Source organism: Acinetobacter sp. YH12068_T (assembly GCF_024606005.1).
In the GTDB taxonomy this organism is placed as follows: Bacteria; Pseudomonadota; Gammaproteobacteria; order Pseudomonadales; family Moraxellaceae; genus Acinetobacter; species Acinetobacter amyesii.
Window position 1 is genome coordinate 38,772 of the sequence record NZ_CP094556.1, and the last position, 23,803, is coordinate 62,574.

The window sequence follows — 23,803 nt, forward strand, 5'->3', positions numbered from 1 at the left end:
GAGATGGATCCGGAAATTTGAACAACTCCTATAAGTGATACTCTGCTCCTCAAATGATGTTATAAACATCAATATATGGAGTATTTTATGGCACGTAGACCAAGAAGAAATCATTCAAACGACTTTAAGACTAAGGTAGCACTTGCTGCGATCAAAGCAGAAAAAACACTTGCTGAATTGAGTTCTGAGTTTGATGTTCATCAAAACCAAATTATTGACTGGAAAAATCAATTGATCTCAGCTTCCTCACAAGCTTTCGATCAATCAAAAGCTCCATCAGAACCTCCCATTGATCTTAAAAAGTTACATGCAAAAATCGGTGAGCAGGCATTAGAAATTGATTTTTTAGAAGGTGTGTTGAAGAAACTGGGCCGCTTCAACCACAAAAGTTAATCGATCACTCACTTCAGATTTCAGTATCTAAACAAGCTAAGTTACTGAAAGTCTCTCGTGGTTGTTATTATTATCGCCCAAAACCTGTTAGCTCATCAGATCTGAAGCTGATGCGATGTATTGATGAATTACATATGCAATATCCTTTTGCAGGCAGTCGTATGATGCGTGATTTGTTGAATCGTCAAGGGCATCATATAGGACGACGTCATACACGTACTTTAATGAAGAAAATGGGTATTCAGGCGTTATATTGCAAACCAAATTTAAGCCAGGCTAATCAAGCTCACCGTAAATATCCATATCTGCTCAAAGGATTGGCTATTCAGCGCAGTAATCAAGTGTGGTCTACGGATATAACGTATATCCCTATGGCAAAAGGCTTTGTTTATTTATGTGCTGTGATTGATTGGCATAGCCGCAAGGTACTTGCGCATAGGGTATCGATTAGTATGGAGGTGGATTTTTGTATTTCGGCTTTAAATGAAGCGATTGAAAAATATGGATCACCTGAAATATTGAATACAGACCAAGGCAGTCAGTTCACCAGTGATGCATTTATTGATGTATTGAAATCAAATGGCATTCAAATCAGTATGGATGGTAAAGGTCGATGGGTAGATAATGTGATGGTTGAACGATTATGGCGGAGCGTTAAATATGAAGAGGTGTATCTCAAAGCTTATAGCAGTGTCACAGATGCGAAAAAGCAATTGAGTGCATATTTTGAGTTTTATAATCTGAAACGACCTCATTCGAGTCTAGACAAAATGACACCAAATGAGTTTTACTATGATCAGCTACCCCAACAAAACAAGGTGGCTTAACTAGAGCGGAATATCACTTATAAATACGCTTTTAGTTGTTCAAACAAGTGGAACCACCTCTGTTTGTAATGATATTTTATAAAATTCAATATTAGATCTGCAGAGAAAAACTTATCAAACTAAGTATTGGCTAGTCTTTTTCTTCGAAAAACTTATCAAACGAAGTATTAAGTTAATCTTTTTCTTCAACTTCTTCCTTAAACTCAAACAAATCATTCATCGTACAGTTAAAGTACTTACACAACTTATCGGCGACTGGTAATTCAATACGTACAGCACGGTCATAATACATACTTGTGAGCGTGTTGCGATTGATACCTGTTGCATGCACCACTTCACTTAATTTTAAAATTTTTCTATCGCCCATGAGGCTAGATAACTTACAAGTAATCATATTTAAATTAATTTACAAAAAATAACTTGCTGTGGGTTATTTGAAGTTGTTGACTGAGTAATACTTTGCTAAAATTAACCTACAGCAGGTTATTACAACTTATAGAAAGTATATTTTATCCATTTCAACTAAATTATAACTTTTTAAATATAAGGATTGAACCTGCATTAGATTATTTTGTGGAGATGACCGCCGTGTTACCAAATGAGTTATTGATCAGCCAGCAAGCTCGTGACTTAGGAAATCAATTAATTAAAGAAATGAACATCAATAGAAGTTATGGAATGGCTAATTTTCTTGGAGTAAATACTTGCTATGATAATCATCAGGCTGTACTTATTTGGACATTTCAACTGCTTGAAAGGGAACCTGCCTTAAATGAATTAGCAGAAATTAAAAAATATTTTCTTTTAATCTTTCCAGATAGTGTTTATCAATTAGCCTAAGTTGTTTTTAAAATTAATTTATTAAATAAAAAGCACTAAATCAAAGAAAGCTTTATTTAAAAATACCTATTAATTCAAAAACATACCATTTACTGAATATATGAAGCATAGGTTCCTGCTCTATCACTCACTCGTACTAAAATTACATCGCTCTTTTTACTGATACTAAACAATTTATGTCCACGCCACGTTCTGCGGCTTCGAGGGCTAGTTTTTGTTGAACCACTGAGAACAAGGACAACAAACTGCCTACTATATTTTCCCGGAGAGTGGTGTAGGAACTTTTTCATTATTGCTAATCATATCAGCGACAACATCAGCAACGAGCTCCTCTATTCCTGAGAATGCTTTAGACTGATCCGCATCAAGCCAAGACAATGATGGAAACTCAGCACATCATTCGTTTAAGACCTATTTTAATGACGGCACTGGTCGCAAGTTTAGGTTTTATTCCAATGGCGTTAAACACTGGAATTGGTGCAGAAGTACAACGACCACTAGCAACAGTTGTTATCGGCGGTATTGTATCTTCTACAATTTTAACTTTGTTTGTATTGCCTATTTTATATCAATGGGCGCATGGCTCTGAGAGTAGCAAACAGCAATCCGACGAAATTTAAAATCAAAAAAAGCAGCTTAATTACTAGGTTATGCCTAATTAAGCTGCTTTTAATATTGTATGCCCAACATTTTATTGATAAAGCTTACTGCGCTTCATCCCGACAATTTTCATTTAAAAACTCAAACTCTATCGTTGTATGCGATAAATGATAGGAAGATAATTTAGCTGCAACTTCTTGTTTAAGCCTAATTAATTCTTTAACGTCAAAGTTGTCACTCAGCTCAAGGTGCGCTGTTAAAACGTGACTTTCACCATCTAGTGACCAAAAGTGCATGTGGTGGATACCATTAACTTCAGGAAATTCCATTAGTGATAGTTTAATACGCTTTTGAGTCTCTTTATCGGGTGCAGCTTGAAGAAATAAAACGAGTGTTGATTTCAGGTTTTTGAAAACATTAAACAAGATGAACAGCGTGAACCCTATTGATAAAAGGGGATCTAATATCGGCAGTTCAGCGAACAACAGTACGATAGAGACTATAAGAACGGCAACCCATCCAAGTACATCTTCAAGAAGGTGCCATGTCAGCACTTTCTCATTTAATGTTTCACCCGCTTTTAATTTTAATACAGCATATCCGTTAACGGCAACGCCGAGTATCGCTAGCCCTAACATCCCCTCGACTACAGGCATTTCAGGATTGGACAGCTTTGGAATTGCTTCAAATAAAATCCAAATTGAGCCAATGATTAAAACAATACTGTTTATCAATGCGCCAAAGAGAGTAAGTCTACGATAACCATAACTAAACTTATCTGATGCTTCTTTATCTGAAAAACGACTTAAAATCCACGCAAAACCTATTGAAAGACTATCACCAAGATCGTGAACTGCATCTGCCATTATCGCCGTACTGTTAGTGAGCCAACCACCTATAAATTCGATAATAGTGAATGTCACATTAAGGAAAAATGCCCAACCAATACGGTCATCTTTACCATGTTGATGACTATGATTATGGTTGTGCATTTTGTACCTCTAGTACTTTTCTATTTCTTAGTTTTGATACATTCATATTAATCAAGTGACGTATCAAGCGTTGATATATCCAGCGTTTGAACCCCGACAAGTTAGTCCCTTTTTCGAGATAGAACTCATCAGGGGAATCATAAAGCCCAAAGTCATCATGAATACCTTCTTTTTGAATATAGGTATTTTCTCCACGCCAATCTGTATCTGGTGATGAAAAGCACTTTGTTGCAACACCATAACCACAAAAATCATCTTTTACAAACTGATAAGCGGCACCAATTTTGTTGAAGTTATCCAAGTTTTTCCACCTACGTTGATCGATCAAGGATTGGATATCTTTGTGTTCAAAATTAACGATATTCGTATTGTTTAAATATTTCTCAGTCATTTTTTATATATCCTTTTCGTTGCATACTTATACTATAGACTCTATAGTAACTATAGAGTCAAATGTCTGGGGGAAATTGATGAAAATAGGCGAATTGTCAAAAAAATCGGGCTGTTCAATACAAACGATTAGATATTATGAAAGAGAAGGATTACTGTTAAATCCAAATCGTTCAGAAGGTAATTTCAGGCTGTATGATAGCAAAGCACTTAAACAATTGGAATTCGTAAAGCATTGTCGCAGCCTAGATATATCACTCAATGATATTAAACGTCTTATCGAATTAAAAAATAAGCCAGAAGAAAGCTGCTCTAGCGTTAATGCATTAATTGATCAGCAACTTGCACTAGTGAATAAACGCATGAAAGAATTAAGGGCGCTTAAAGCTGAATTACAACAAATGGCTAGTGCTTGTGGTTCGAACAACCCAACATACTCATTATATTCTGCTGACCATGTAACACGGCAAGTATATTGTTTACTATCCATTTGAAACCCCATAATGTTTTAAGTCTATGTATAAAAGTACGATTTTCACTTAGCAGTACTTAAATAATCACCCCACCACTGCATCATTTCAGTCCGCTGGGCTAAATAGTCAGCGTGATTATAGCTGGCACGGGTACGGTTCTTATCAATATGTGAAAGTTGTGCCTCAATCCAGTTATCCTGGAACAAACCTGAGTCATTCAAAATGGTACTAAAAGTGGAACGTAGTCCATGAGAGGATAATTGATGTTTTCCATAGCCCATCTTACGTATAGCCATATTTAATGTATTAAAATGAATCGGTTGATTATGTTTCCGTGGGCTAGCAAAAATGTACTTTTCACCGTATGACCATTGCATGACGTCTTTTAAAATATCTAAAGCCTGATCTGAAAGTGGAACTAAGAAGTCGGGAATCTCATGGCCTAATATGACTTTTCGTCGAAACTGTTTAATATGCAAGGCAGGTATTTTCCAGACTTTTTCATTTAAATCAAAATGATGAGGCTCAGCCAATAACAATTCAGCCCCTCGCACGCCAGTATGTAATTTGAACAGCAGTGCTTTTTTAATAATCGGATGGGCATCCAATTTTTGTAATTTATACTTAAAATCAGATATATCCTCCGCTTTCAAATACGGATAATTTTTCTTGATTTTACTGTTAATGGCGATTTTATTTAAACCATGCGCGATGTTGAATTCACAATAACCCATCGCTACAGCGTAGTCATAAATTTGGTTCAAATAACTACAAGCTTTCTTGACAGGTTCTTTTACTTGGCGTCCCTCTATTTTTTTGATTACTGAAACCAGGTCATAACGCTTGATGTTTTGAAAAGGTAGATCCTGAAGGTCTGGATAAATATCTTGCTGTAAGCATCTTTCTGCTAACTGTAGTACACCACAGCGGGGTAGATCGTTGAAGGCATTTTTCAGTTTGAACTGTAACCACTCCTCCCCGACCTTACCAAAGGTGATGACATTAGAGGCAGTATCTTGTTCAAAACAGAAATCATTGTCTTTAAAGTCATCTCTGACTTGTCGTGCCTTTTTCAGCGATAAATCAGGATAACGACCTAACTGAATGCGTCGACGTTTTTTAGTTTGTGGATCTGTATAGCGATAGCACCAAGATTTTCTTCCACTCGGCTCAATCTTCAGGCTAAGCCCATCTTCATCGGATAAAAAACTGGTTTTTTCCTTACAATGAGCTTGGCGAACTTTAATTTCAGTAAGACTCATGGAATTTAAATGAAACCTAACAATGGGTTGATTGGATCAATTATATCAAAATAGAACGCTTTATGTATGATGCGTACACTACGCATCATATATATTTGTAATATATTGTTTTATATATTTAATATTTTAAGTATTTGTATTTTAGTAACCATTATAAGTACCACCTCTTCTTTAAGTTCCCAACAACTCACTTTTTCTGTCATCAATGTTAAATAAGTCTTGTGCTTTAAATTCTTAGATGACCTCCTCTACCCTTTATTATCATTTTTATAAAAGTAACTATATGTACTCATTAAAATTTGTAGAGCTCAAAAACAAAAAAGACCGCTATATAGCAGTCTTTTAACTTAATTAAATAATAATTAATTCATTTTCATCATAAGTGCATAAGCATCACGTTTGTTTTGACGCAATGATTCTATCTCGGACTTCGTCAGCTGTTTTACGAGAGTAATTAACTATAACTAAAAATATAGACAAATATTTGCATAAGTTCTCATTTTGTCTATGTCGATTCAGTAGTGGCAAGGTGGGTATTTATTAGAGATTTAAATGATTATCTTTTGTATTTTAGGTGAGTGTCTTGGTATATTAGCATCCATATCTATTGATTATCCAATCCCTTAACCTAGGCATGACTTTGTGAAATTAACACGCATCCACCATTGTAAAAACTTGAATGTGCAAAAGTACAAACAGCTTGAGAAACAAGCTGTTTTACTTGGTCGTATTCGTAGCGAGGTGTGGGCTAAATATGGTGCTATTTCAGGTTTGAATATCAGTGACAGAGCTATTCGTGATGCGTGGATGAAAGAAAGTCGTGACTTTGGTGTTTCTGCAAATGCGTGGAAAGAAACGCTACGTGATTGCATAGGTGATATTAAAGCCTATCGAGAAGCATCAAAAGACAAAGTAAAGCAGGCGATCCGAAAACGCACCTCCTGTAATAATGAACAAAAAAGACTATACACCTTGCTTAAAAAAGATGAATGGATGACTGATAATTTCCTCCATCGTCAAATGCGTAATCACTTTAAGCATGGTGTTAATCACACACATAATCAAATTATTGTTCGTGCGGATATGTGTAAAACCTTTGAGTTAAATGGTCAATGTTGGCTTAAAGTACCAAGCCTAATCCCTCGACAAACCATTAAAATCCCATTAAATACGACTGTTGATTTTGCGCCACAAGGCACACTTAGAATCATTCTAAAAAACGGTAATGTTGAAGTTCACTCAACTTATGATGCAGTTGAAACACAGGATTGTGGTCAGGAAACCGTAGGTGTTGATAAAGGGTACTCAGAAGCTTTTGTGGACTCTGATGGCGATGTATATGGGAGTGGTCTAGGCAAGCTGATCTCAAGTGAATCAGATTATTTAAATCAAAAGTACAAGCACAGAAACAAGCTCAGAGCGATTGCTAAAGCTAAACCACACAAGAAACAGAAAATTGAGTTAAATAATCTAGGTCGAAAAAAACTAGATAAGCGACAAGATACTCAAAAAGCAAAGCTCAAAACATTAATATTTACAGCAACTCACAAGTTGGTTGATAAAGCCAAAGTGATTGTTGCGGAAGATTTAACATCCCCAATTCAAAGTAAACGCAACTATGGCAAAAACACCAATAGACGCTTAAATACATGGGCTAAAGGTTTGTTAGCTAATGCCCTAACTTCTATATCTCACCGTAGAGGTTCTACGGTGCATCTAGTCAATTCTGCATATACTTCGCAAAGTGATTCTTTCTTGCATGGCCTTTTAATAGGTACACGTAAGGGAGATCGTTTTCACCGTTTCAATGGGGAAGTTGTGCAAGCTGATTGGAATGCTGCGAGAAACGTGCTTGCAAGATTAAACGACAATGAGATAAGTCGTTATACGCCTTACAAAACTGTAAAGCGTATATTGCAAGAACGGACTGACCGCTACAAGTCGGAACTGACCGACTCAGGCTCTAGTTACACGCTTGGCAACAAGACATTAACAGAGTGCGAATTAGTCCTTGAGTATGTTTGAATACATTTTAAGGAACAGTAGGATAAAAACATGCACTTATTTAAATTAACTGACGAACAACTCGCACAAATTCTTATCCCGAAACGATTTGTACCACCTACTCCACCTGAACATGAAGGCAAGAATATGGTCTATGTATTTGATAGTGAGGATAAGTTTGAACTGACTTATGATGAGCTGGTGGAAATCATTAGCAAAGCTAGAATGGCTGGTCCGAAGTTGATACCTGTCTTAGGCACCGTGAATTAAATTGTGCAGTGTTCGCACGCCACTTGAAACATAACTTGATTGGAAATGAATTTGGGCTGAGAAAAATTCAGTTCAAATTTAACCTGACGGGCACACTAAAAAATGGGTAATTGTCAGATCGAGTTTGGACTACAACACTTTAGCTCATCGATTTACCATACCGCTAATCTTCACACCATTTTCGTAAATCCAGCGATCAAACTGTGATACTACATTCCGCTTATTAATCCAAGTCAGCATGGTGCTTTTCATAAAGGCAGTTTACTTATAAACAGGGAAATTTCTAAACAATTCCCCTTTAACATGCTTAGGCTATTTGATCCAGAGTTCATCTTTTTGCATCATTTTTAACATTAAATTAAATATAACCAGCGGAGTAACATTTTTTTTGTTAGAGCCGACAACTCTTTGAAAACTAAATTTAACGGTTCGCTCAGGAGCATCCAAATTAACTGGGTAGTTTTGTTTTTCTAAATACAGATGATCTCCTAACATTGGCTCTATACCAGTAATAAAATTAACAATTTGTTGCTCATCACCTTTCATTCGGCATTGAAAATGTAGAAAATTCTTACGCAGTTTTCCAAATAATAATAATATTTTAAGCGCCTTAACCATGTTCTTTTCTTTCAGTGCATCTTGCTGCCTATCATCTTTATAATGAAAATCAAGGAGAGGAATTATTTCATCTGGACGAGTCAGTTTTTTAGCCTTTTCGTAAAGTTCATCAAACCAACTCTCTTCTAAATTCTTACTATAAACATAATTCGTTTTTAAATTAAATTTTTGGCGATCCATCCATTTAGTGCTCATCCATTGACATCGTTGCATCCATTCTTGAGCTTGGGTATCTTCGCTTAATCGACCTTCTCTAAAACTTATCAAACGTTGAAAAGGTGTCAGAGTACTCTTCTCTATACTAAACTTCTTTTCTTGTCGGCCAGCCATCGTAACTGGCTGTGTTTGCTGATAAGAATTAAACCATTTCTGCTGCTGAGTATAACGATTTAGGTTTATGTAGTCTGTACTTGACTTCACTGGACTAAAACACTGTTCTAATACTTTTTTTGAAATGATACACGGCGAATTATAAATTCGATCGACTGCTAATAAATCCAAAACATGAAGGTAATTTGAAGCCGTTTGCTCAATACTGCTATGCCCCATCCAAGAGGCGAGCACCTGCCATTTATGTTGAATAATCTCTTCTTGAGCACGTGCTTTCATACCAAACAATAAATCCCTCATCTTTTTTGCTTTTACCCAAGGACAATCTGTGTAGGTCTTGATCATTTCTTTTGAACCGAGCAAAGTTATTGCTAGATAGTTAGCAGCACTGTGGCGTAATGTATGAAAACTAAAGCCATGATGCATACCTAATATTTGACTAAACAAATCTACTGTAATTTTGCTGATACATTGATCAGTTAATACACGATGATTCACACTAAAAAGTAGATCATCCTGCTGATTAACCAAATATTGCTCATAACGATGTTGTATGTAACGTTGTACTACTAAAAACTCATGTTCTGACAATGCAATTTTCAATGGTATTTGACGATTCGCACTTCGCGTTTTCAGACGGCGATATGAATTGTCTTGGATATGAAGCGTGATATTATTAAAAACTGTATTTTCTTTTTCTTTATAAAGTAGCTCTGGGCAAATAATATCTTGTATTTTAAGACAACGAACTTCATTTAATCGAAGTCCAGTTCTATAACTTAGTAAATACATCAGCTTTAAACAACTCAGATGATCGACCCACTCTGATGCCGTTGGCTCTTGACTTAAATTTTCTAGTTTTTCCAATAATTTGCCAAATAGCAAAGGACTCACTAGCCGTGCATTGCAAATTTGTAAATGCTTAAAACTTGAATTCTGTAACACCAATACCCCTGGAGCATCATAATTCTCTATACAGAATTGATGAAAATCTTTTAGGCGACCAAAACGGTATTCTGCGCTTTGGTGCATCTTACGAGAGGTTTTTCCTTTCACCGAATCTCGTTGAACTGCTTTTTCATCACGTTCACTGCTGTATTTCAATAGCTGCCGATATAAATCCTCATAGTCATCTATGGATTGTTGCTTTAAATCTAATTTATTGAGCCAAATCTCAAATATAAATTCTTTGCCAAACGATCCTAAGTAGCTTTCAATAGTTGATAATTGAAGCCCTCGTTTTTTTAAATGCATTAACCAGTGAATTAAGCGTAGTTGAGCATCAATTAAAGACTTTTCCTCCGTATTAGCATCAACTATCTTCTCCTCTAACACCCTTCTAGTTTCTTGCCAAAAACGTAGCGTGCGTTCTTCTTTATTCCTCTTTTTATCTAAACGCTCAACTTTTTGACCTTTACGTTTCTTTTGACCAAACAACATCAACTCATACGGAATCGTTTGTAATTTGCTTTGAACAGTCGGAACTTCAGGAAGTAACTGCTCTTGTTCAAAATGAATAGGGCGATTATCTGGTTCTGTGACTTGATTGTAATCATTATTCCACAGCAATCTAAATTCGGATGGCCTTAAAGCAACAGTATTAATCTCTTGCTGAAGCACATTACTCAAAAATATATCTATGCTGAGGTTTGGATTAAATTCGAGTACCATTTGCACATCATTAAATGCACGAAATCCACGGCGTTTAATTTGATATTGCAGATCCCCAAGACTTTTTTTCCTGCCTATCTTACTCAAGCTTTCTAAAATACAATCTTCAACTGAATGTTGCAGACAAAATTCTTTCTGAGCAGCTTTCAACTTTTTTAAATATTGCAAAATGAACTGCGCATATGGGTTAAAAAAAACATGTTTCCATTGGTACAACTTTCCCTGTTCTACATCGTTGCCATATTGAGAGTTTTCAACACGATAATGTAGTAACAATGGATTAGTGATTTTTTTGTAGTCCGAATGGTATAACCGAAAACAATTCAGATCTGTACCAAGCTCAATGGCCTCCTGCAATTGCTTCTGAATAGCAATCAAATGCTGTTCATCTGCACAGCCTGAAATATATATAAAACTTAAGCATAAATTTCCCCATAAGTACTTTGGTTCATTCCAATATTCAAATGAATCTTGCCAATACTGCCTTAATTCCTTAAGTACATGGATATGTAGATGCCCCTGTTCTAACCGTGACTCTGTACTCTCAATTTTTCTAGGCAGTACGATCCGTTTAGTATGTGGATTTAGCTTAATTCTGTATGATTTTTTATCTACATTCTGGTTGAATTGCTTCCTTCTTTTATTAAATTCATCTTCAGTAAATTGCATCAGTTTTGATTGTTCGTCTCGGCTCAACTTTTGACTCAAACAATCAACACTATCTTTAATGTCATGCCATTTTTCAGCGATCTGCTGATCAAGTTTTTGCTGCATTTCTTTCGTCAATACTTCAGGTGGAGAAGGCTGTCTATCTAGCGACTTTTTCACCATTTTATGAATATCAACAAATAGATCATCTAGTTGTGGTTTTATTAGTTCTTTGATTTTTTGCATACAACTATTTTCGCTCTAAGTGTTTAATCGATAAAGATTTGACATTATCTTGCAATTGCTGGCGGGCTTGCTGTACATAGACATTCGGGATAAGTGAAGAATGCGGATGAAAAGCCTCTCGGTCACGTTGGTCATGACCATACAGGGCCTGAATTAAGTGAAAAGCTAATGCTGGTTTACCCTCTTGCTGCTCATGCATCAAAAAGTTCATGTCAAAATGACGTAACCAATTCGAATACATATTCTTTGGAAAGACTCCTTGCATATATGAATTCACCCATTTTCTCGATAAAGGGATTAACTTAATTTTCCTGCTCTGCCATTCTTTGACAGTTATCGGCAAGATATCTTTACTAAAAATGACCTTACCAAAAAGATCATTTACAGTTATCTTCTTCTTTGCAAAGACTTGTCTAAAAAATGAACCGTACGCTTCAATAATTTGTTCTAAAAAGGCAGTGTAATTTTGCAGTGTTTTTATGAAAAAATCAGATAAAGGGATAAAACGACCATCTTTTCTTGCTTTACTATTTTTTTTATCATTCACATATAAAAGCTTGAGCTCAACACAATAATCATCCAAATTCCCCAACAGGTTTTTTTTAGGCCGACTTGCCAAACTCAACAAACTGATATGCCACATCCAACACGCATATGCATTAAGTTGATTAATAATGTGCTTATCTTCTTGGATGTTTTCGTGACAATGTCTATGTAAAATATGGAATTGCTCTTTCACAAAATTGGGTTCAAGTGCCAGTTGGCTCCCTATCCTTCCTATAGATAATGCAGATTGCACTTTGAATTGTTGTTGCAATATTTTTAGTTCAGCCGTGTCTTCAGTAAAATGTGTGGAATGTGGTGTAAGTGCTTTTTCTAAAAAGGCTAGATATGTGCTACTGAGTTGAGTTTTCGGTAGCCCGCCATAATAGATACCAGGCATGTGATGCTGACTATCCCGCCCAGCAATTACATGAGCAAGATATTCATTATATGTTTCATAATATATATGAAAATATAATTGAGCCTGCAGTTTTTCTACAGTGATCGAACCTACAAACCGATTATCAAGCCAATTCTTAAGTTTCGTATTAATGTGTGTTGATGAAATTAGTGGATTCGATGCTTGTTCTATATAGTCAAACCAAGCAGAAGGTAAATGTAGTTGATGTGTCATCACTTCATTCCACCGCACATGATTTAAGCTCTTAATCTTCTGCTCTGTAATTTTAAGATTTAATTTGAGTAAATATTCGCGACGTCTACTTGAACCATTCTGGATCAAAATTCCATCTTGAATAAGCTCGTTAAAATCCATCAGTGCGACGGGTGATAATCCCGTCAAAAGTGACAATAAACATGCTGCAGCGATTGCAGCATCCCTCCAGTGCCCGGATAACTCGGTTCTCAACACATAAACAATTTGCTTCAGTATATCTGGCGCCAAATAATGTGGATTTGTAACAAAAGGAGCATGACGGCGCTGGCGATGCCGCATTAGATGCGTCGCATTATCGCTGAGTATATAATTTAAATTTTTAGACTTTTCATCTTCTGAATAAAACTCCATTTCAGGATCTAATAGATCAACTTCACCCTCTTCATCTTTGTGAAGAGCGGCATCATAAATACTAATCTTTGCGTTATGTCCAATATCTACTTGCTTACCCGTTTTAATTTCACGAAATTTTTTGAGTTCATTTTTCGTCGGCCATTGCAAAACTTTGCTTTTTTTTGACTTACGCTGACGATGAACTACACGACGATCATCTAGTCTTTTAAAAATTATTAATAGAGCCGATAAATACTCTATGACTTGTACTTGTTCGAAATCTTTAATATTAAAAAGTTGATTACGATCCTCTTTTTTCAAATTACGTTCGTACGTGACATAACAATTTAGCAGCTTACTACATTCATGAAATAATTCAGCATGATTAGAATCCAGCACATATCGTGAGACATAGCGTAATAGGTCACAAACATGTTTTTGCTTATTCTCAGCTTTATCAATTTTTGCAAATTCTTGATACTGCCGATATGTTAAAAAACTCGCTTGTAGAATCAAATAACGTTGCGATGACAGCTCTTGTGTATTACTAGAATCTGGACATGCAAAAAAACTCACAGCAGCTAAAAAAGAATACTTACCGATCTGTCTGGAGCCTGATATATAGCTATAAATTTGTTGTGCTAATTTGTATAGAGCGTAGACATCTTTATACAAATCATCTGATAGATCGACAAATTGTGTATTTACAATATCATCACGTAATAGACAATAATCTTGTTGATATTTTTCTGCTAAATCTAAGAATTGCTCTTGTGTTTCAATGTTTGGCATATTCATTTTCGCTTAATATTTTTATCACGTTGCATTGTTTAAATTCATTGTGATCAGAACGATTTGGTAAAAGTTGATCCTTTATTGAATTCTTTGTTAGCTTAAAAAATCTTGCAAAAAATTTAGCATCCAGTTCTTTCTGAGCTTTTCTTTCAAAGCACAAGTGTTGTTGTGATTTTTCGATAAAATCATCAAGATTATGTATCAACTGTAAGATTGCAACATAATTAGAATGCACACGTAAGCCTGGCTCCGTTTGCATCAATAGCAAGATTTTTTGCCAAATTTTCACATAGATTATTTTGAACTTTGCTTGTACTACTACTTTCTGACTCTGTTTAATCTTTTTGATTTTCAGTAGTTCTGAGTTAATTTTTACTATCTCAAGTTGAACATTTTTTCGGTCAAAGCAAAAGGGCATGATAAATTGCCCCATAAAAATTTCTATATTTTTTACCAAATAGTCAAATCTTAACATTTTTATCGATTTAAAAAATGAGCATATCTTTGTATATGAAACTTCATTTAATTTATCAACTAAATTTTCTCAAAATTACAATTCTCAACAAATACATACGGTTTGCTTATCTATGACGGTCTAAATTTTAAGAATTCTTCCACTTTTTTTTAGTTTTCTGTTATTACATGAAACAATACCGTTGTATTACATTTTAGAAATGCTGTGTATGCAGCATTGATCAAAAAGATTCTCTGCTATACTTACTTCACGTGTAGCATCAATGGAGTTTCGAAATGCTCAGAACCACTGAACAGAAAAGAAAATATATTCAAGCGACACGTTCGCAAAACTATCAAGCCAGCCTAAAGCTTGAAGGCATTACAACGACAGCTCAAACAACTCAACAAAGTAAAGCTGAAATCTTGCAAAAATATAAGAAGTATTCGCAACCCGAATCTTAGTCAGGTGCATGTATGGATAAATATGGGGAAATGGGTGACAGCCTGTATTGTTACCCTGGCACAAATATCCTAAAGAACAAACTCAATATTCGTGATGAACAAATTTTAGAACAAGCTGAACTAGAACTGTCTGGATTGGCAAGTAACTTAATTGAATATGCTGAACCACCTTACGACTTACAATACTTAAAATCAATTCATGCGCAGCTCTTTGGCGACTTATACGACTGGGCAGGAAAGTTAAGACAAATCGATATTTCCAAAGGTGACACCCGTTTTTGTAATTTTTCCCGTATTGAAATTGAAACCAATAAACTACTCAAACCGCTTCAAGAAAAAAAATACTTTCAAGGCTTAGCACCACAACAACTGATTCCTCAACTTGCCGACTTGTATTGTGAGCTTAATGTCATACACCCATTCCGTGAAGGTAATGGACGTACACAACGGATTTTCTTTGAGCATCTGATTGCTCATTGTGGTTATGGTATTGATTGGTCTCGCATTGACTCTCAACAACAATGGATTCAAGCCAATATTGAAGGTTTTTATGGTAATTTAAATCCATTAATTAAGATTTTTGAAATATGCTTTATTCAAAATACCTAAAATTTAAGTAGTCGAAGCCCACAATCCTTAATGAGCCATCATCTTTGCTTCAATCCACTGATTAATTTCCCAAATAAACCAACAATCACGATTCTTAGAAATCTTAATACTCTTCGGGTAATTTAGGATCGTAATATTCAGATTACTTATCCAGAATTGAATAGATCGTTAACTTAGATAGACTTTTAAGCAATGTAACTTGCCGCATGTTTATCAACATATGTCTCAAAAAAGTCTGCCCATACATAGATTTATGGTGTTTAGTGCTTAAATTTCAGATTAATCTTCGTCTGATGACCTGAATGGATGTTACAGATTACATGCAGGTGAATTACTCTGTGGCTGTATCATGGCTTTTGTGCAATCCAATCCATTTGATCCGAATGTTCTCTTTTGCAATAAAGCAGCCTCTTCTGCTTTTCCTGAACCAACGAACTATGTCATTGATTTGATTCAACCGACAACAGTGATGCTGAATCAAATCTCCAAAGAAGGGATTAAATGCAAGAAATGTGGTAAGAAAAAGATAGGGGATGGAAGTTATTATCCGTCTAATTGGAACCAGCCCATGAGTCGAGATCAGTTGAGTAAGAATCATTTTAAATGAATAAGAGAAGGATGGCTTACCTCACTTCTCCGAATAACAATGCTATGCTTTTCAACCAAGGTTATAAATTGGCAACTACATTTCATTCTTCTTCATGCTGGTCCTATAGCCTGTAGACAATTACTACATCATTTGCATTCAATGCTCAATACAGCCTGTCAGCAGAACCGCAGCGATACTTTTTTTCGTGCATACATGTAGTGTTTAAATCCATTCATTTTTCAATGATCCTCTGCCGTTTATCACATTTATGGTCGATCTTTAACCTTGTGAAAAATGCACATACCGATCCCTTCAAACTGTCAAATTTATGTATGCATGACATTTAAAGAAAATTATCTGATCAATTTTTTTAGGTAAAATTCATCAAGAAAAAAGTTATTATTATTCATAACATCACCAATAACCACATAAAAACAATAATTTAATAAATTATTCTTCCAATTTTTTTATATTTAGTGTTATTACCTCTAAATCCATGTTTACCACCTTCTATTACATAAGTAATTTAGAAGTATCCACGATATAAATTGCTTGCCCTCACACCTCTCCCCTCTCACGCCCAAAAAATTTATACTGAAAGGCAGATTAAGCCCGTTCGAGTTACATATAGCCGCATGCTATATTGAAAGCATTAAGAAAATATCCTCAATATTTATAGGATTTTTAAAGTATGAACTAATTTTCGAAGAACCCTTTCTAAGTAATGTGACCTATTAGGAAAAATGAAAATACTGAAATCTCCGTATCAACAATCAGTCAAAGTACATCCTGATGATTTTCTGTAACCGATACCCAAGGACTATACCTACCCTTCTGATGTGCTGTGCAACAAAGCCCTCCTTAGCCACACTATAGCTATAGATTAATTCCATTATTTTGTGATTTAATTAAATTATTCATTCTTAAGACCCAATTTAATGGATTTATATTTCACTAAACCAGAAGAAGTTGTGACTCTTTTAGGTGAGCGTTTACGTAAGCAACGACTCTTTCTGGAGATGTCTCAAGCTGAGGTAGCAGCACGCGCTGGTGTCGGCGTGAATACAGTTTCGAATCTTGAAGCGGGACGAAATGTATCTGTTGAAAATTTAGTCCGTATTGCAATGGTCTTGGGTCGATTAAACGAACTTCAGGAACTATTTAAACCTCAGCTTAACAGTGTGAATGACATTCTTCGCTATGAGAGTCAAAGTAAGCGCCACCGTATTAAGAGGAAGGGATAATGCTCAATAGACTTAATGTTTATTACAACGGTTGGGGCGAATCATGGTTATGGGGAACGCTGATTAGTTCAACAGCCACGACAGGTAGACCCACCATTGCTTTTGAATATAGTCCAGAAGCAATACAGCAAGGTGTTGAGCTCTCTTCTTACTTGCTGCCTTTAAAAGGTCTACCATTCAGACAAGGTTTTCCTACTCATCAAATGGGACTCCCAGGTCCAGTCTATGACGCTTTACCAGATGGTTGGGGCATGATGTTGATGGATCGATATTTCAAAAAAATTGGCTTAAATTCAGCACGAATTGGACCTTTGGAGCGTCTGACCTATATTAGTAGTCACGCAATGGGTGCCCTCTCCTTTGAACCTTGTGTTGCTGACATGCAAACCTCAGAAAATATCCCTTTACAACAACTGGCCCAGGAAGTTCAAGAAGTACTCAAAGGTGAAGGTGGTGAATTTCTACAGCATTTATTGGTCATGGGTGGCTCCCCTCAAGGTGCCAGACCAAAAGCGTTGGTTTACCGAGATCCTGTCAATTTAGAGTTTTCGACTCAAGATTCTGATCAACATGAAGCCTGGCTGATTAAGTTTCCTGCTCAGCAAGAGCATCCTGAAGTCTGCGCCATTGAAGCCGTCTATGCAGAATGTTTGCGACTTTGTGCAATTGAGACTCCAGATACCCATTTCTTTAATTTGCCCAATGGTTTAACGGCTTTTGCTTCTAAACGATTCGATCGTCAAAATGGTATGCGGATTCCAATGCAGAGTTTGGCTGCATATACAGGAGCAGACTATAAAGTTCCAGGTAGCCTAGACTATCGCAATTTTCTCCGGGCAACCTTGATGTGTACGCAAGATGTACGAGAAAGATTGCATGCTTTTAAACGTGCTGTGTTTAATGTGCTTTTCAATAATCGGGATGACCATACTAAGAACTTTTCATTTCTCATGGAGAAAAATGGTCAATGGAAATTGGCTCCAGCCTATGATGTGACCTTCTGCGAGGGTCCAGGTGGTTATCATCAAATGGACATTATGGGAGAAGCGCTCAATATTTCCCGAAATGACATACATAAACTCGGTACTTCAGAAGCTAATCTGACTACTCTAGAAGTCGATGAGATCATCTTGACCATGCGTGAAATTGCACTTCAATTTAGTCAAATTGCGCAGCGCCTGTATCCCCATCAAATTCGAGAATCTACCCTACAGATGATTCAATCACGGATTCAACAGAATATTGATTTTTTAACTGAAACCTAAGCGTAAATATAAACTAAGCGCCAACCATCAACTGCAAATAGACTTTGATATAGTTAGTCGCTACATAATCTGTAGAACCTGTGAATTAGCTCTCTTTATAATCACGAATATTAGATGGATCACCGCCAAGATATATTCTGCAAACGTGAAATCACTACATCCAGATCGAAAATCACTAAGAAAAAACTGTCACCAAAAAAAGGTCTGCACTATGGATAGATGCAGACCAAACTCTGGATAACTACCAGCACGAGAAATATGTCGCAATTTTGCATAGACATGAATTTGATAAAATCAGCCCAGAAAGCCAGAAATTCATAAAAACTATTTCATCAATCCCCTATAACTTAATCACGTTCATGGTCGATCTTAAATCTTGTGAAAAGTACTCATGCTGACCTAGCCAAACTGTAAAACTCATGTATTCATAGCCTTTAAATGAATCTTTCAATCGGTATATTTAAGGTAAAAACTAGTAATCAGAAGTTATTATCACCCCCATATAAAACAAGGATCAACTTAAAAACAATAACTTAGTAAATTATTCTTCCATTTTTTTTATATTTAGTGTTATTTACTGTAGTCATTAGAACACTCTTCTTTGGAATACTCTGAAGAAAACTGTAAGGTTGTAAACAGACCAAGTTACAGCGAGTAACTGATTCAGAAAAAGGCTGGTTGTATGGTGAAAGTTTAGAGTTACTGTTCTAATGTTTTAAACAAATGTTTTGTTAAAAAGGAGCAACATATGAAATTTCACATCGCTAATATGACTTGTGGTGGTTGTGCACGCGGCATTACTACCGCAATTAAAGAGCTCGACTCGAATGCCTCACTCGATATTGATTTACAAAACCGTATTATTGAAATCAACACAACGGTGAGTCAGGATCAAGTCATTGCCACTCTCAGTGAGCGTGGATTTACAGCTGATCCTGCTTAATCTCTGTTAGAGTAACAGTGGGAATTCCTTACCACTTTTACTCTCTTATTTTCCTCATCGTACAGATAAAACCTGTACTTGCTTGAAATAAAAGTAATCCCTGAATTCCACCTAATCTTGGTTCGAGCTGATCTTCGCATATAGAACTCAGCATATCTAAATGATAGAGATCGTATATGAGTACCGAAATGACTGATACGCCACACTACAGTGAAACATTAGAGATTGAGGGGATGACATGTGCTTCTTGTGTAGGCCGTGTGGAAAAAGCTTTAAAATCTGTTGAGGGTGTTGAATCGGCTCATGTAAATCTGGCTACCGAAAAAGCAGTCATTTATGCGCATCAACCACTTGATCGCGCTACTTTAATTAAAGCCGTAGAAAAAGCAGGCTACGAAGGGCTTTGTTGCATAAATATGTAAGCATCTGATTTAAATAAATTTAATTTTGGATCAAAAAACAATCAAAACTTTTAAAATCATATAGTTATGAAATCTTTGTGCAACAAAGCCCTGAATCCATAAGAGTTCCGATCAGCAGTGGTCTCCGCGATGGGTTCCAAAGCCAGCAGATGGAGCGCCTGCATGGCCCGGCATTTCATCGTGGGTATCCCGAGAGGTCTCATCTTGCCATTTTTCTTCGGAATAAGGACTCTCCGAAGCGGAAGGGGCGTGTAACCTCGCCTCTTCAACGACATCATCGCACCGGTCTTGGCCTTGGGTGTATTCCAAGTCACCTTGTCGACCCCAGCCGTGTTTTTGCCTTTGTTTTCAGACACTCGTTTGACGGCCAATGCTTTGCCACTAAACGAGTGAGTCAGCAGCCATTGCAAAGCTTTCGCCTTGTTATGCCTGCCGTCTTGTACCGCCTTCACAATACGCGCTTGCAGCCCTCTGACATGACGCTGTACAGCAATCCAATCGATGCTGTCCCACGATGTGCTGGAAGGTGCACACGCTGATACTGCTGCATTCATTTGCTCTCCCTCCATTAAAAGGGTTCTACACACTCTCTTGTGATGAGAGACCATAAGGACGTCAGCCCGCTTTCGCGTGGGGTAATGTTTCAACCTCTATCCAACCCATTACAGACTGGCATTCGCTTTTTCCTCGTTCCTTCGCCCGCATCACCATGGGCAGTTTTTGCAAACTGCTTTCCCAATGGGAGTAATACGGGATTTCCACGTTCCGCTTACTGAAGTACATCGGCTTAGGTGCCTGCTATCGACCGGGAGGCGTATGGGTCACGAATGCGTAGTCGAAAGACGCAATTCCCACCTCCATTACCGTTTTGGTTCGAGCGTATCAGCCATTTCCGCTCGTTCAACTTGACGATCGTTACGCAGATTCACATGTGTTCACCATACCGATTATCTAGCCCTTGTCCGGCTATGGCTGCCAGAAGGGTACGCCTCTCACGATTGATACCCCGCACCTTGCGGTGCCTCGTTACATTGTCGAAGGCGCTCTTTATTCAGCCTTCTAGATTCACCCGGTGACACGGGTGGTTCCCGCAGGGGGAACAACTTCATTAAGCGACTTCGTGTCGCACCTCGACCCAATTATTGCAAATCGGTAGATTGCCATCATCCAGATAGCGGCTTAAAGCTGGCCAACGCTTCAGAGTGTAATTGATGGCCTTGGCGGTGGGAGAACTCGATGGCACTGTCAGATGATGTTGGTTGAGCCATTCATATAGTTGTTGCATCACTGGTTGACTATGCTGTTGTCGGTATTCGCGGCGGTCTTCCGCTGTACCATCGGTCTTTTTCCTGAGCTCTGCTTCTATCGCATACAGTTTCTGAATCAGCACTAATGCCTGTTCAGCGACCTGACTTTTCCCAGTTACATGCAGTTCATGGAATTTACGACGTGCATGCGCCATGCAGCCCACCTCAATGACATCGCCTGATTTAAAGCGTGCTTTATAACCACTGTAATCATCACAGACTAGATAGCCCTGCCAGCCTTTCAAGAACTCTTCAGCATGCTGGCCTGAACGACTATCCTGAAAGTCATAGATCACCGCCTGAACTGGATTGTACTGTGTAGTGGCATAGGCCCAGACATAACCTTTCTTCGGTTTTTTATTATTCTCACCCATCCGCATGATGGTGACCGGTGTTTCATCTGCATGCAGCACCTGCTGTTGTAGTACCACCTCTTTTAAGGCATTGGCCAGAGGTTCCAGTTCTACACCGCAGCGACCTATCCAGTCAGATAAAGTTGATCTAGAAAGTTCGATTCCCGCCCGCTGATAGATCAGACATTGACGGTACAGCGGCAAATGATCGGCATACTTCGATACCAGCACATGGCTGAGCAATTCAGGTGAAGCAATGCCTTTATCAATCACATAGGCGGGCATCGCTTGCTGAGTCAGAGTGTCACACTGATCACAGACCCATTTACCACGCACATGCTGTTCCTTATAGAACTGTGCCGGTCTGAAATGCAGTTTTTCACTGACATCTTCGCCGATACGACGGAGTTGGCAGCCACAAGCACATTGGGTTGATGCAGGTTCATGCTCAATACGGATGGTGTGTAGATGATCTGGCAGTGGTCGACGTTTAGGTTTATTGGTTTTGGCTTTCTGTGTCGCTGCATTAGTTTTATCGGCACTGTTGCAAATAGTCGGTGGTGATAAACTTATCATCCCCTTTTGCTGATGGAGCTGCACATGAACCCATTCAAAGGCCGGCATTTTCAGCGTGACATCATTCTGTGGGCCGTACGCTGGTACTGCAAATACGGCATCAGTTACCGTGAGCTGCAGGAGATGCTGGCTGAACGCGGAGTGAATGTCGATCACTCCACGATTTACCGCTGGGTTCAGCGTTATGCGCCTGAAATGGAAAAACGGCTGCGCTGGTACTGGCGTAACCCTTCCGATCTTTGCCCGTGGCACATGGATGAAACCTACGTGAAGGTCAATGGCCGCTGGGCGTATCTGTACCGGGCCGTCGACAGCCGGGGCCGCACTGTCGATTTTTATCTCTCCTCCCGTCGTAACAGCAAAGCTGCATACCGGTTTCTGGGTAAAATCCTCAACAACGTGAAGAAGTGGCAGATCCCACGATTCATCAACACGGATAAAGCGCCCGCCTATGGTCGCGCGCTTGCTCTGCTCAAACGCGAAGGCCGGTGCCCGTCTGACGTTGAACACCGACAGATTAAGTACCGGAACAACGTGATTGAATGCGATCATGGCAAACTGAAACGGATAATCAACGCCACGCTGGGATTTAAATCCATGAAGACGGCTTACGCCACCATCAAAGGTATTGAGGTGATGCGTGCACTACGCAAAGGCCAGGCCTCAGCATTTTATTATGGTGATCCCCTGGGCGAAATGCGCCTGGTAAGCAGAGTTTTTGAAATGTAAGGCCTTTGAATAAGACAAAAGGCTGCCTCATCGCTAACTTTGCAACAGTGCCATAACAACCACGGGAGACTTTCAGCAGCTTAGCTTGCTTAGATACTGAAATCTGAAGTGAGTCGTCGATTAACTTTTGTGGTTGAAGCGGCCCAGTTTCTTCAACACACCTTCTAAAAAATCAATTTCTAATGCCTGCTCACCGATTTTTGCATGTAGTTTTTTTAGATCGATGGGTGGTTCTGTTGGAGCTTTTGATTGATCGAAAGCTTGCGAGGAAGCTGAGATCAATTGATTTTTCCAGTCAATAATTTGGTTTTGATGAACATCAAACTCAGCACTCAATTCAGCAAGTGTTTTTTCTGCTTTAATCGCAGCAAGTGCTACCTTAGCTTTAAAATCATTTGAATGATTTCTTCTTGGTCTACGTGCCATAAAATACTCCATATATTGATGTTTATAACATCATTTGAGGAGCAGAATATCACTTATAGGAGTTGTTCAAATTTACGGATCCATCTCTATTTTCAATGAAGTCAATCTCATCCTGTGTCAAATTATATTTTTGATAAAGTTGTTGGTCAATCTCAGCAATAGATTTACTCCAATCAATATCAGAATTTATTGTGAAATCCTGCAGTGGTATATATGCCCATTTTAAGGGAGGATTATCTTGGGTAATTTTTAAAATTCCAGTCGGTACGACTGGTGATTCATACGATAATGCTTTGGCTGAAACAGTGAATGGCTTATACAAAACAGAGGTGATTGAATATCTAAAAGCAGATTGGCAAGGTTTAGCAGATGTACAACTTGCGACACTAAATTGGGTAGATTGGTTCAATAAAGAGCGTGTACATAGTGCACTAGGTTATGTTGTCAACGGCATTCTAAAATTGACCCCTTTTACCTTACAAATGGCAAAGTAAAATTGACCCCTTTGATC

21 protein-coding genes and 6 pseudogenes are annotated in these 23,803 nt (G+C 37.8%); 15 read left to right on the forward strand and 12 right to left on the reverse strand.

Features of this window, described 5'->3' with window-relative positions:
• The first annotated feature begins 75 nt into the window (after positions 1-75).
• A protein-coding gene (locus MST18_RS15740; RefSeq protein ID WP_257250396.1) for an IS3 family transposase occupies positions 76-1,220 on the forward strand; the annotation gives its coding sequence in 2 pieces (ribosomal slippage) (positions 76-340 and positions 340-1,220; 1,146 coding nt in all).
• A gap of 172 nt (positions 1,221-1,392) precedes the next feature.
• Here MST18_RS15740 and MST18_RS15745 read toward each other — a convergent pair.
• The gene (locus tag MST18_RS15745) at positions 1,393-1,614 is read right to left on the reverse strand and encodes a helix-turn-helix transcriptional regulator (protein ID WP_004658364.1); all 222 of its coding nucleotides are present in this window, start codon (positions 1,612-1,614) and stop codon (positions 1,393-1,395) included.
• Positions 1,615-1,808: 194 nt separating this feature from the next.
• Between MST18_RS15745 and MST18_RS15750 the strand changes: the two genes are divergently transcribed.
• The gene (locus tag MST18_RS15750; protein ID WP_004658363.1) at positions 1,809-2,060 is read left to right on the forward strand and encodes a hypothetical protein; all 252 of its coding nucleotides are present in this window, start codon (positions 1,809-1,811) and stop codon (positions 2,058-2,060) included.
• Between the two features lie 252 nt (positions 2,061-2,312).
• Here MST18_RS15750 and MST18_RS15755 read toward each other — a convergent pair.
• A pseudogene (locus tag MST18_RS15755) lies at positions 2,313-2,456 on the reverse strand (antitoxin HicB); the annotation flags it as partial.
• A gap of 59 nt (positions 2,457-2,515) precedes the next feature.
• Between MST18_RS15755 and MST18_RS15760 the strand changes: the two are divergent.
• Positions 2,516-2,680, forward strand: coding sequence for an efflux RND transporter permease subunit (locus MST18_RS15760; RefSeq protein WP_373692671.1), 165 nt, complete (start codon positions 2,516-2,518; stop codon positions 2,678-2,680).
• Positions 2,681-2,764: 84 nt separating this feature from the next.
• Here MST18_RS15760 and MST18_RS15765 read toward each other — a convergent pair whose 3' ends face one another.
• Positions 2,765-3,652 (reverse strand): cation diffusion facilitator family transporter, encoded by an 888-nt coding sequence (locus MST18_RS15765; protein ID WP_127800877.1) that lies wholly within the window; start codon positions 3,650-3,652, stop codon positions 2,765-2,767.
• A complete protein-coding gene (locus MST18_RS15770; protein WP_163146585.1) occupies positions 3,639-4,043 on the reverse strand; it encodes a hypothetical protein in 405 nt (134 codons plus the stop codon). The genes MST18_RS15765 and MST18_RS15770 overlap by 14 nt, the downstream gene beginning before the upstream one ends.
• 79 nt (positions 4,044-4,122) lie before the next feature.
• Between MST18_RS15770 and MST18_RS15775 the strand changes: the two genes are divergently transcribed.
• Positions 4,123-4,536 carry a Cd(II)/Pb(II)-responsive transcriptional regulator gene (locus MST18_RS15775; protein WP_005245163.1) on the forward strand — a complete coding sequence of 138 codons (414 nt, stop codon included), beginning with the start codon at positions 4,123-4,125 and terminating at the stop codon, positions 4,534-4,536.
• Positions 4,537-4,577: 41 nt separating this feature from the next.
• On the opposite strand, the gene MST18_RS15780 is transcribed toward MST18_RS15775, so the two are convergent.
• Positions 4,578-5,777, reverse strand: coding sequence for an integrase arm-type DNA-binding domain-containing protein (locus MST18_RS15780; protein ID WP_005245164.1), 1,200 nt, complete (start codon positions 5,775-5,777; stop codon positions 4,578-4,580).
• Between the two features lie 642 nt (positions 5,778-6,419).
• Here MST18_RS15780 and MST18_RS15785 point away from each other — a divergent pair.
• Both MST18_RS15785 and MST18_RS15790 read left to right on the forward strand, forming a co-directional pair.
• Positions 6,420-7,802, forward strand: a complete 1,383-nt coding sequence (locus MST18_RS15785; protein WP_159153749.1) for an IS200/IS605 family accessory protein TnpB-related protein — start codon at positions 6,420-6,422, stop codon at positions 7,800-7,802.
• Between the two features lie 30 nt (positions 7,803-7,832).
• The gene (locus MST18_RS15790) at positions 7,833-8,051 is read left to right on the forward strand and encodes a hypothetical protein (RefSeq protein ID WP_000550047.1); all 219 of its coding nucleotides are present in this window, start codon (positions 7,833-7,835) and stop codon (positions 8,049-8,051) included.
• 144 nt (positions 8,052-8,195) lie between these two features.
• On the opposite strand, the gene MST18_RS16690 is transcribed toward MST18_RS15790, so the two are convergent.
• Genes MST18_RS16690 through MST18_RS15810 form a run of 4 tightly spaced genes read right to left on the reverse strand, consistent with a single transcriptional unit; the run spans position 8,196 to position 14,344 of the window.
• A complete protein-coding gene (locus tag MST18_RS16690; protein ID WP_372551473.1) occupies positions 8,196-8,303 on the reverse strand; it encodes a hypothetical protein in 108 nt (35 codons plus the stop codon).
• A 60-nt stretch (positions 8,304-8,363) separates the two neighbouring features.
• Positions 8,364-11,564 carry a site-specific integrase gene (locus tag MST18_RS15800; protein ID WP_127800785.1) on the reverse strand — a complete coding sequence of 1,067 codons (3,201 nt, stop codon included), beginning with the start codon at positions 11,562-11,564 and terminating at the stop codon, positions 8,364-8,366.
• 4 nt (positions 11,565-11,568) lie between these two features.
• Positions 11,569-13,908 (reverse strand): hypothetical protein, encoded by a 2,340-nt coding sequence (locus MST18_RS15805; RefSeq protein WP_127800787.1) that lies wholly within the window; start codon positions 13,906-13,908, stop codon positions 11,569-11,571.
• Entirely contained in the window at positions 13,895-14,344 is a 450-nt protein-coding gene (locus MST18_RS15810) for a hypothetical protein (protein WP_002046161.1), read from the reverse strand. The genes MST18_RS15805 and MST18_RS15810 overlap by 14 nt, the downstream gene beginning before the upstream one ends.
• A 317-nt stretch (positions 14,345-14,661) precedes the next feature.
• Between MST18_RS15810 and MST18_RS15815 the strand changes: the two genes are divergently transcribed.
• From MST18_RS15815 to MST18_RS15845, 7 genes and pseudogenes are all read left to right on the forward strand, one after another.
• Positions 14,662-14,829, forward strand: coding sequence for a YhfG family protein (locus tag MST18_RS15815; protein ID WP_000946583.1), 168 nt, complete (start codon positions 14,662-14,664; stop codon positions 14,827-14,829).
• Between the two features lie 12 nt (positions 14,830-14,841).
• Complete coding sequence (locus MST18_RS15820) at positions 14,842-15,438, forward strand: putative adenosine monophosphate-protein transferase Fic (protein ID WP_179990952.1); 597 nt, start codon at positions 14,842-14,844, stop codon at positions 15,436-15,438.
• A gap of 349 nt (positions 15,439-15,787) precedes the next feature.
• A complete protein-coding gene (locus tag MST18_RS15825) occupies positions 15,788-16,045 on the forward strand; it encodes a hypothetical protein (RefSeq protein ID WP_004726728.1) in 258 nt (85 codons plus the stop codon).
• Positions 16,046-16,965: 920 nt separating this feature from the next.
• Positions 16,966-17,271 (forward strand): helix-turn-helix domain-containing protein, encoded by a 306-nt coding sequence (locus MST18_RS15830; protein ID WP_000366814.1) that lies wholly within the window; start codon positions 16,966-16,968, stop codon positions 17,269-17,271.
• Positions 17,271-18,536: a type II toxin-antitoxin system HipA family toxin gene (locus tag MST18_RS15835; protein ID WP_000934717.1), complete on the forward strand. Its 1,266-nt coding sequence runs from the start codon at positions 17,271-17,273 to the stop codon at positions 18,534-18,536. The genes MST18_RS15830 and MST18_RS15835 overlap by 1 nt, the downstream gene beginning before the upstream one ends.
• A gap of 748 nt (positions 18,537-19,284) precedes the next feature.
• Positions 19,285-19,479 carry a heavy-metal-associated domain-containing protein gene (locus tag MST18_RS15840; protein ID WP_179990953.1) on the forward strand — a complete coding sequence of 65 codons (195 nt, stop codon included), beginning with the start codon at positions 19,285-19,287 and terminating at the stop codon, positions 19,477-19,479.
• A gap of 176 nt (positions 19,480-19,655) precedes the next feature.
• Positions 19,656-19,877 (forward strand): annotated as a pseudogene (locus MST18_RS15845) (cation transporter); the annotation flags it as partial.
• 113 nt (positions 19,878-19,990) lie between these two features.
• Here the strand turns inward: MST18_RS15845 and MST18_RS15850 are convergent.
• Positions 19,991-20,455 (reverse strand): annotated as a pseudogene (locus tag MST18_RS15850) (reverse transcriptase N-terminal domain-containing protein); the annotation flags it as partial.
• 575 nt (positions 20,456-21,030) lie between these two features.
• A pseudogene (locus tag MST18_RS15855) lies at positions 21,031-22,104 on the reverse strand (IS66-like element ISAba25 family transposase); the annotation flags it as partial.
• Positions 22,105-22,161: 57 nt separating this feature from the next.
• On the opposite strand from MST18_RS15855, the gene MST18_RS15860 reads away from it, so the two are divergent.
• Complete coding sequence (locus tag MST18_RS15860) at positions 22,162-22,866, forward strand: IS6-like element IS26 family transposase (RefSeq protein ID WP_001067858.1); 705 nt, start codon at positions 22,162-22,164, stop codon at positions 22,864-22,866.
• A gap of 52 nt (positions 22,867-22,918) precedes the next feature.
• On the opposite strand, the pseudogene MST18_RS15865 reads toward MST18_RS15860, so the two are convergent.
• Positions 22,919-23,304: pseudogene (locus tag MST18_RS15865) on the reverse strand (IS3 family transposase); the annotation flags it as partial.
• Positions 23,305-23,552: 248 nt separating this feature from the next.
• Between MST18_RS15865 and MST18_RS15870 the strand changes: the two are divergent.
• Positions 23,553-23,786, forward strand: a pseudogene (locus tag MST18_RS15870) (integrase core domain-containing protein); the annotation flags it as partial.
• Between the last annotated feature and the right edge of the window lie 17 nt (positions 23,787-23,803).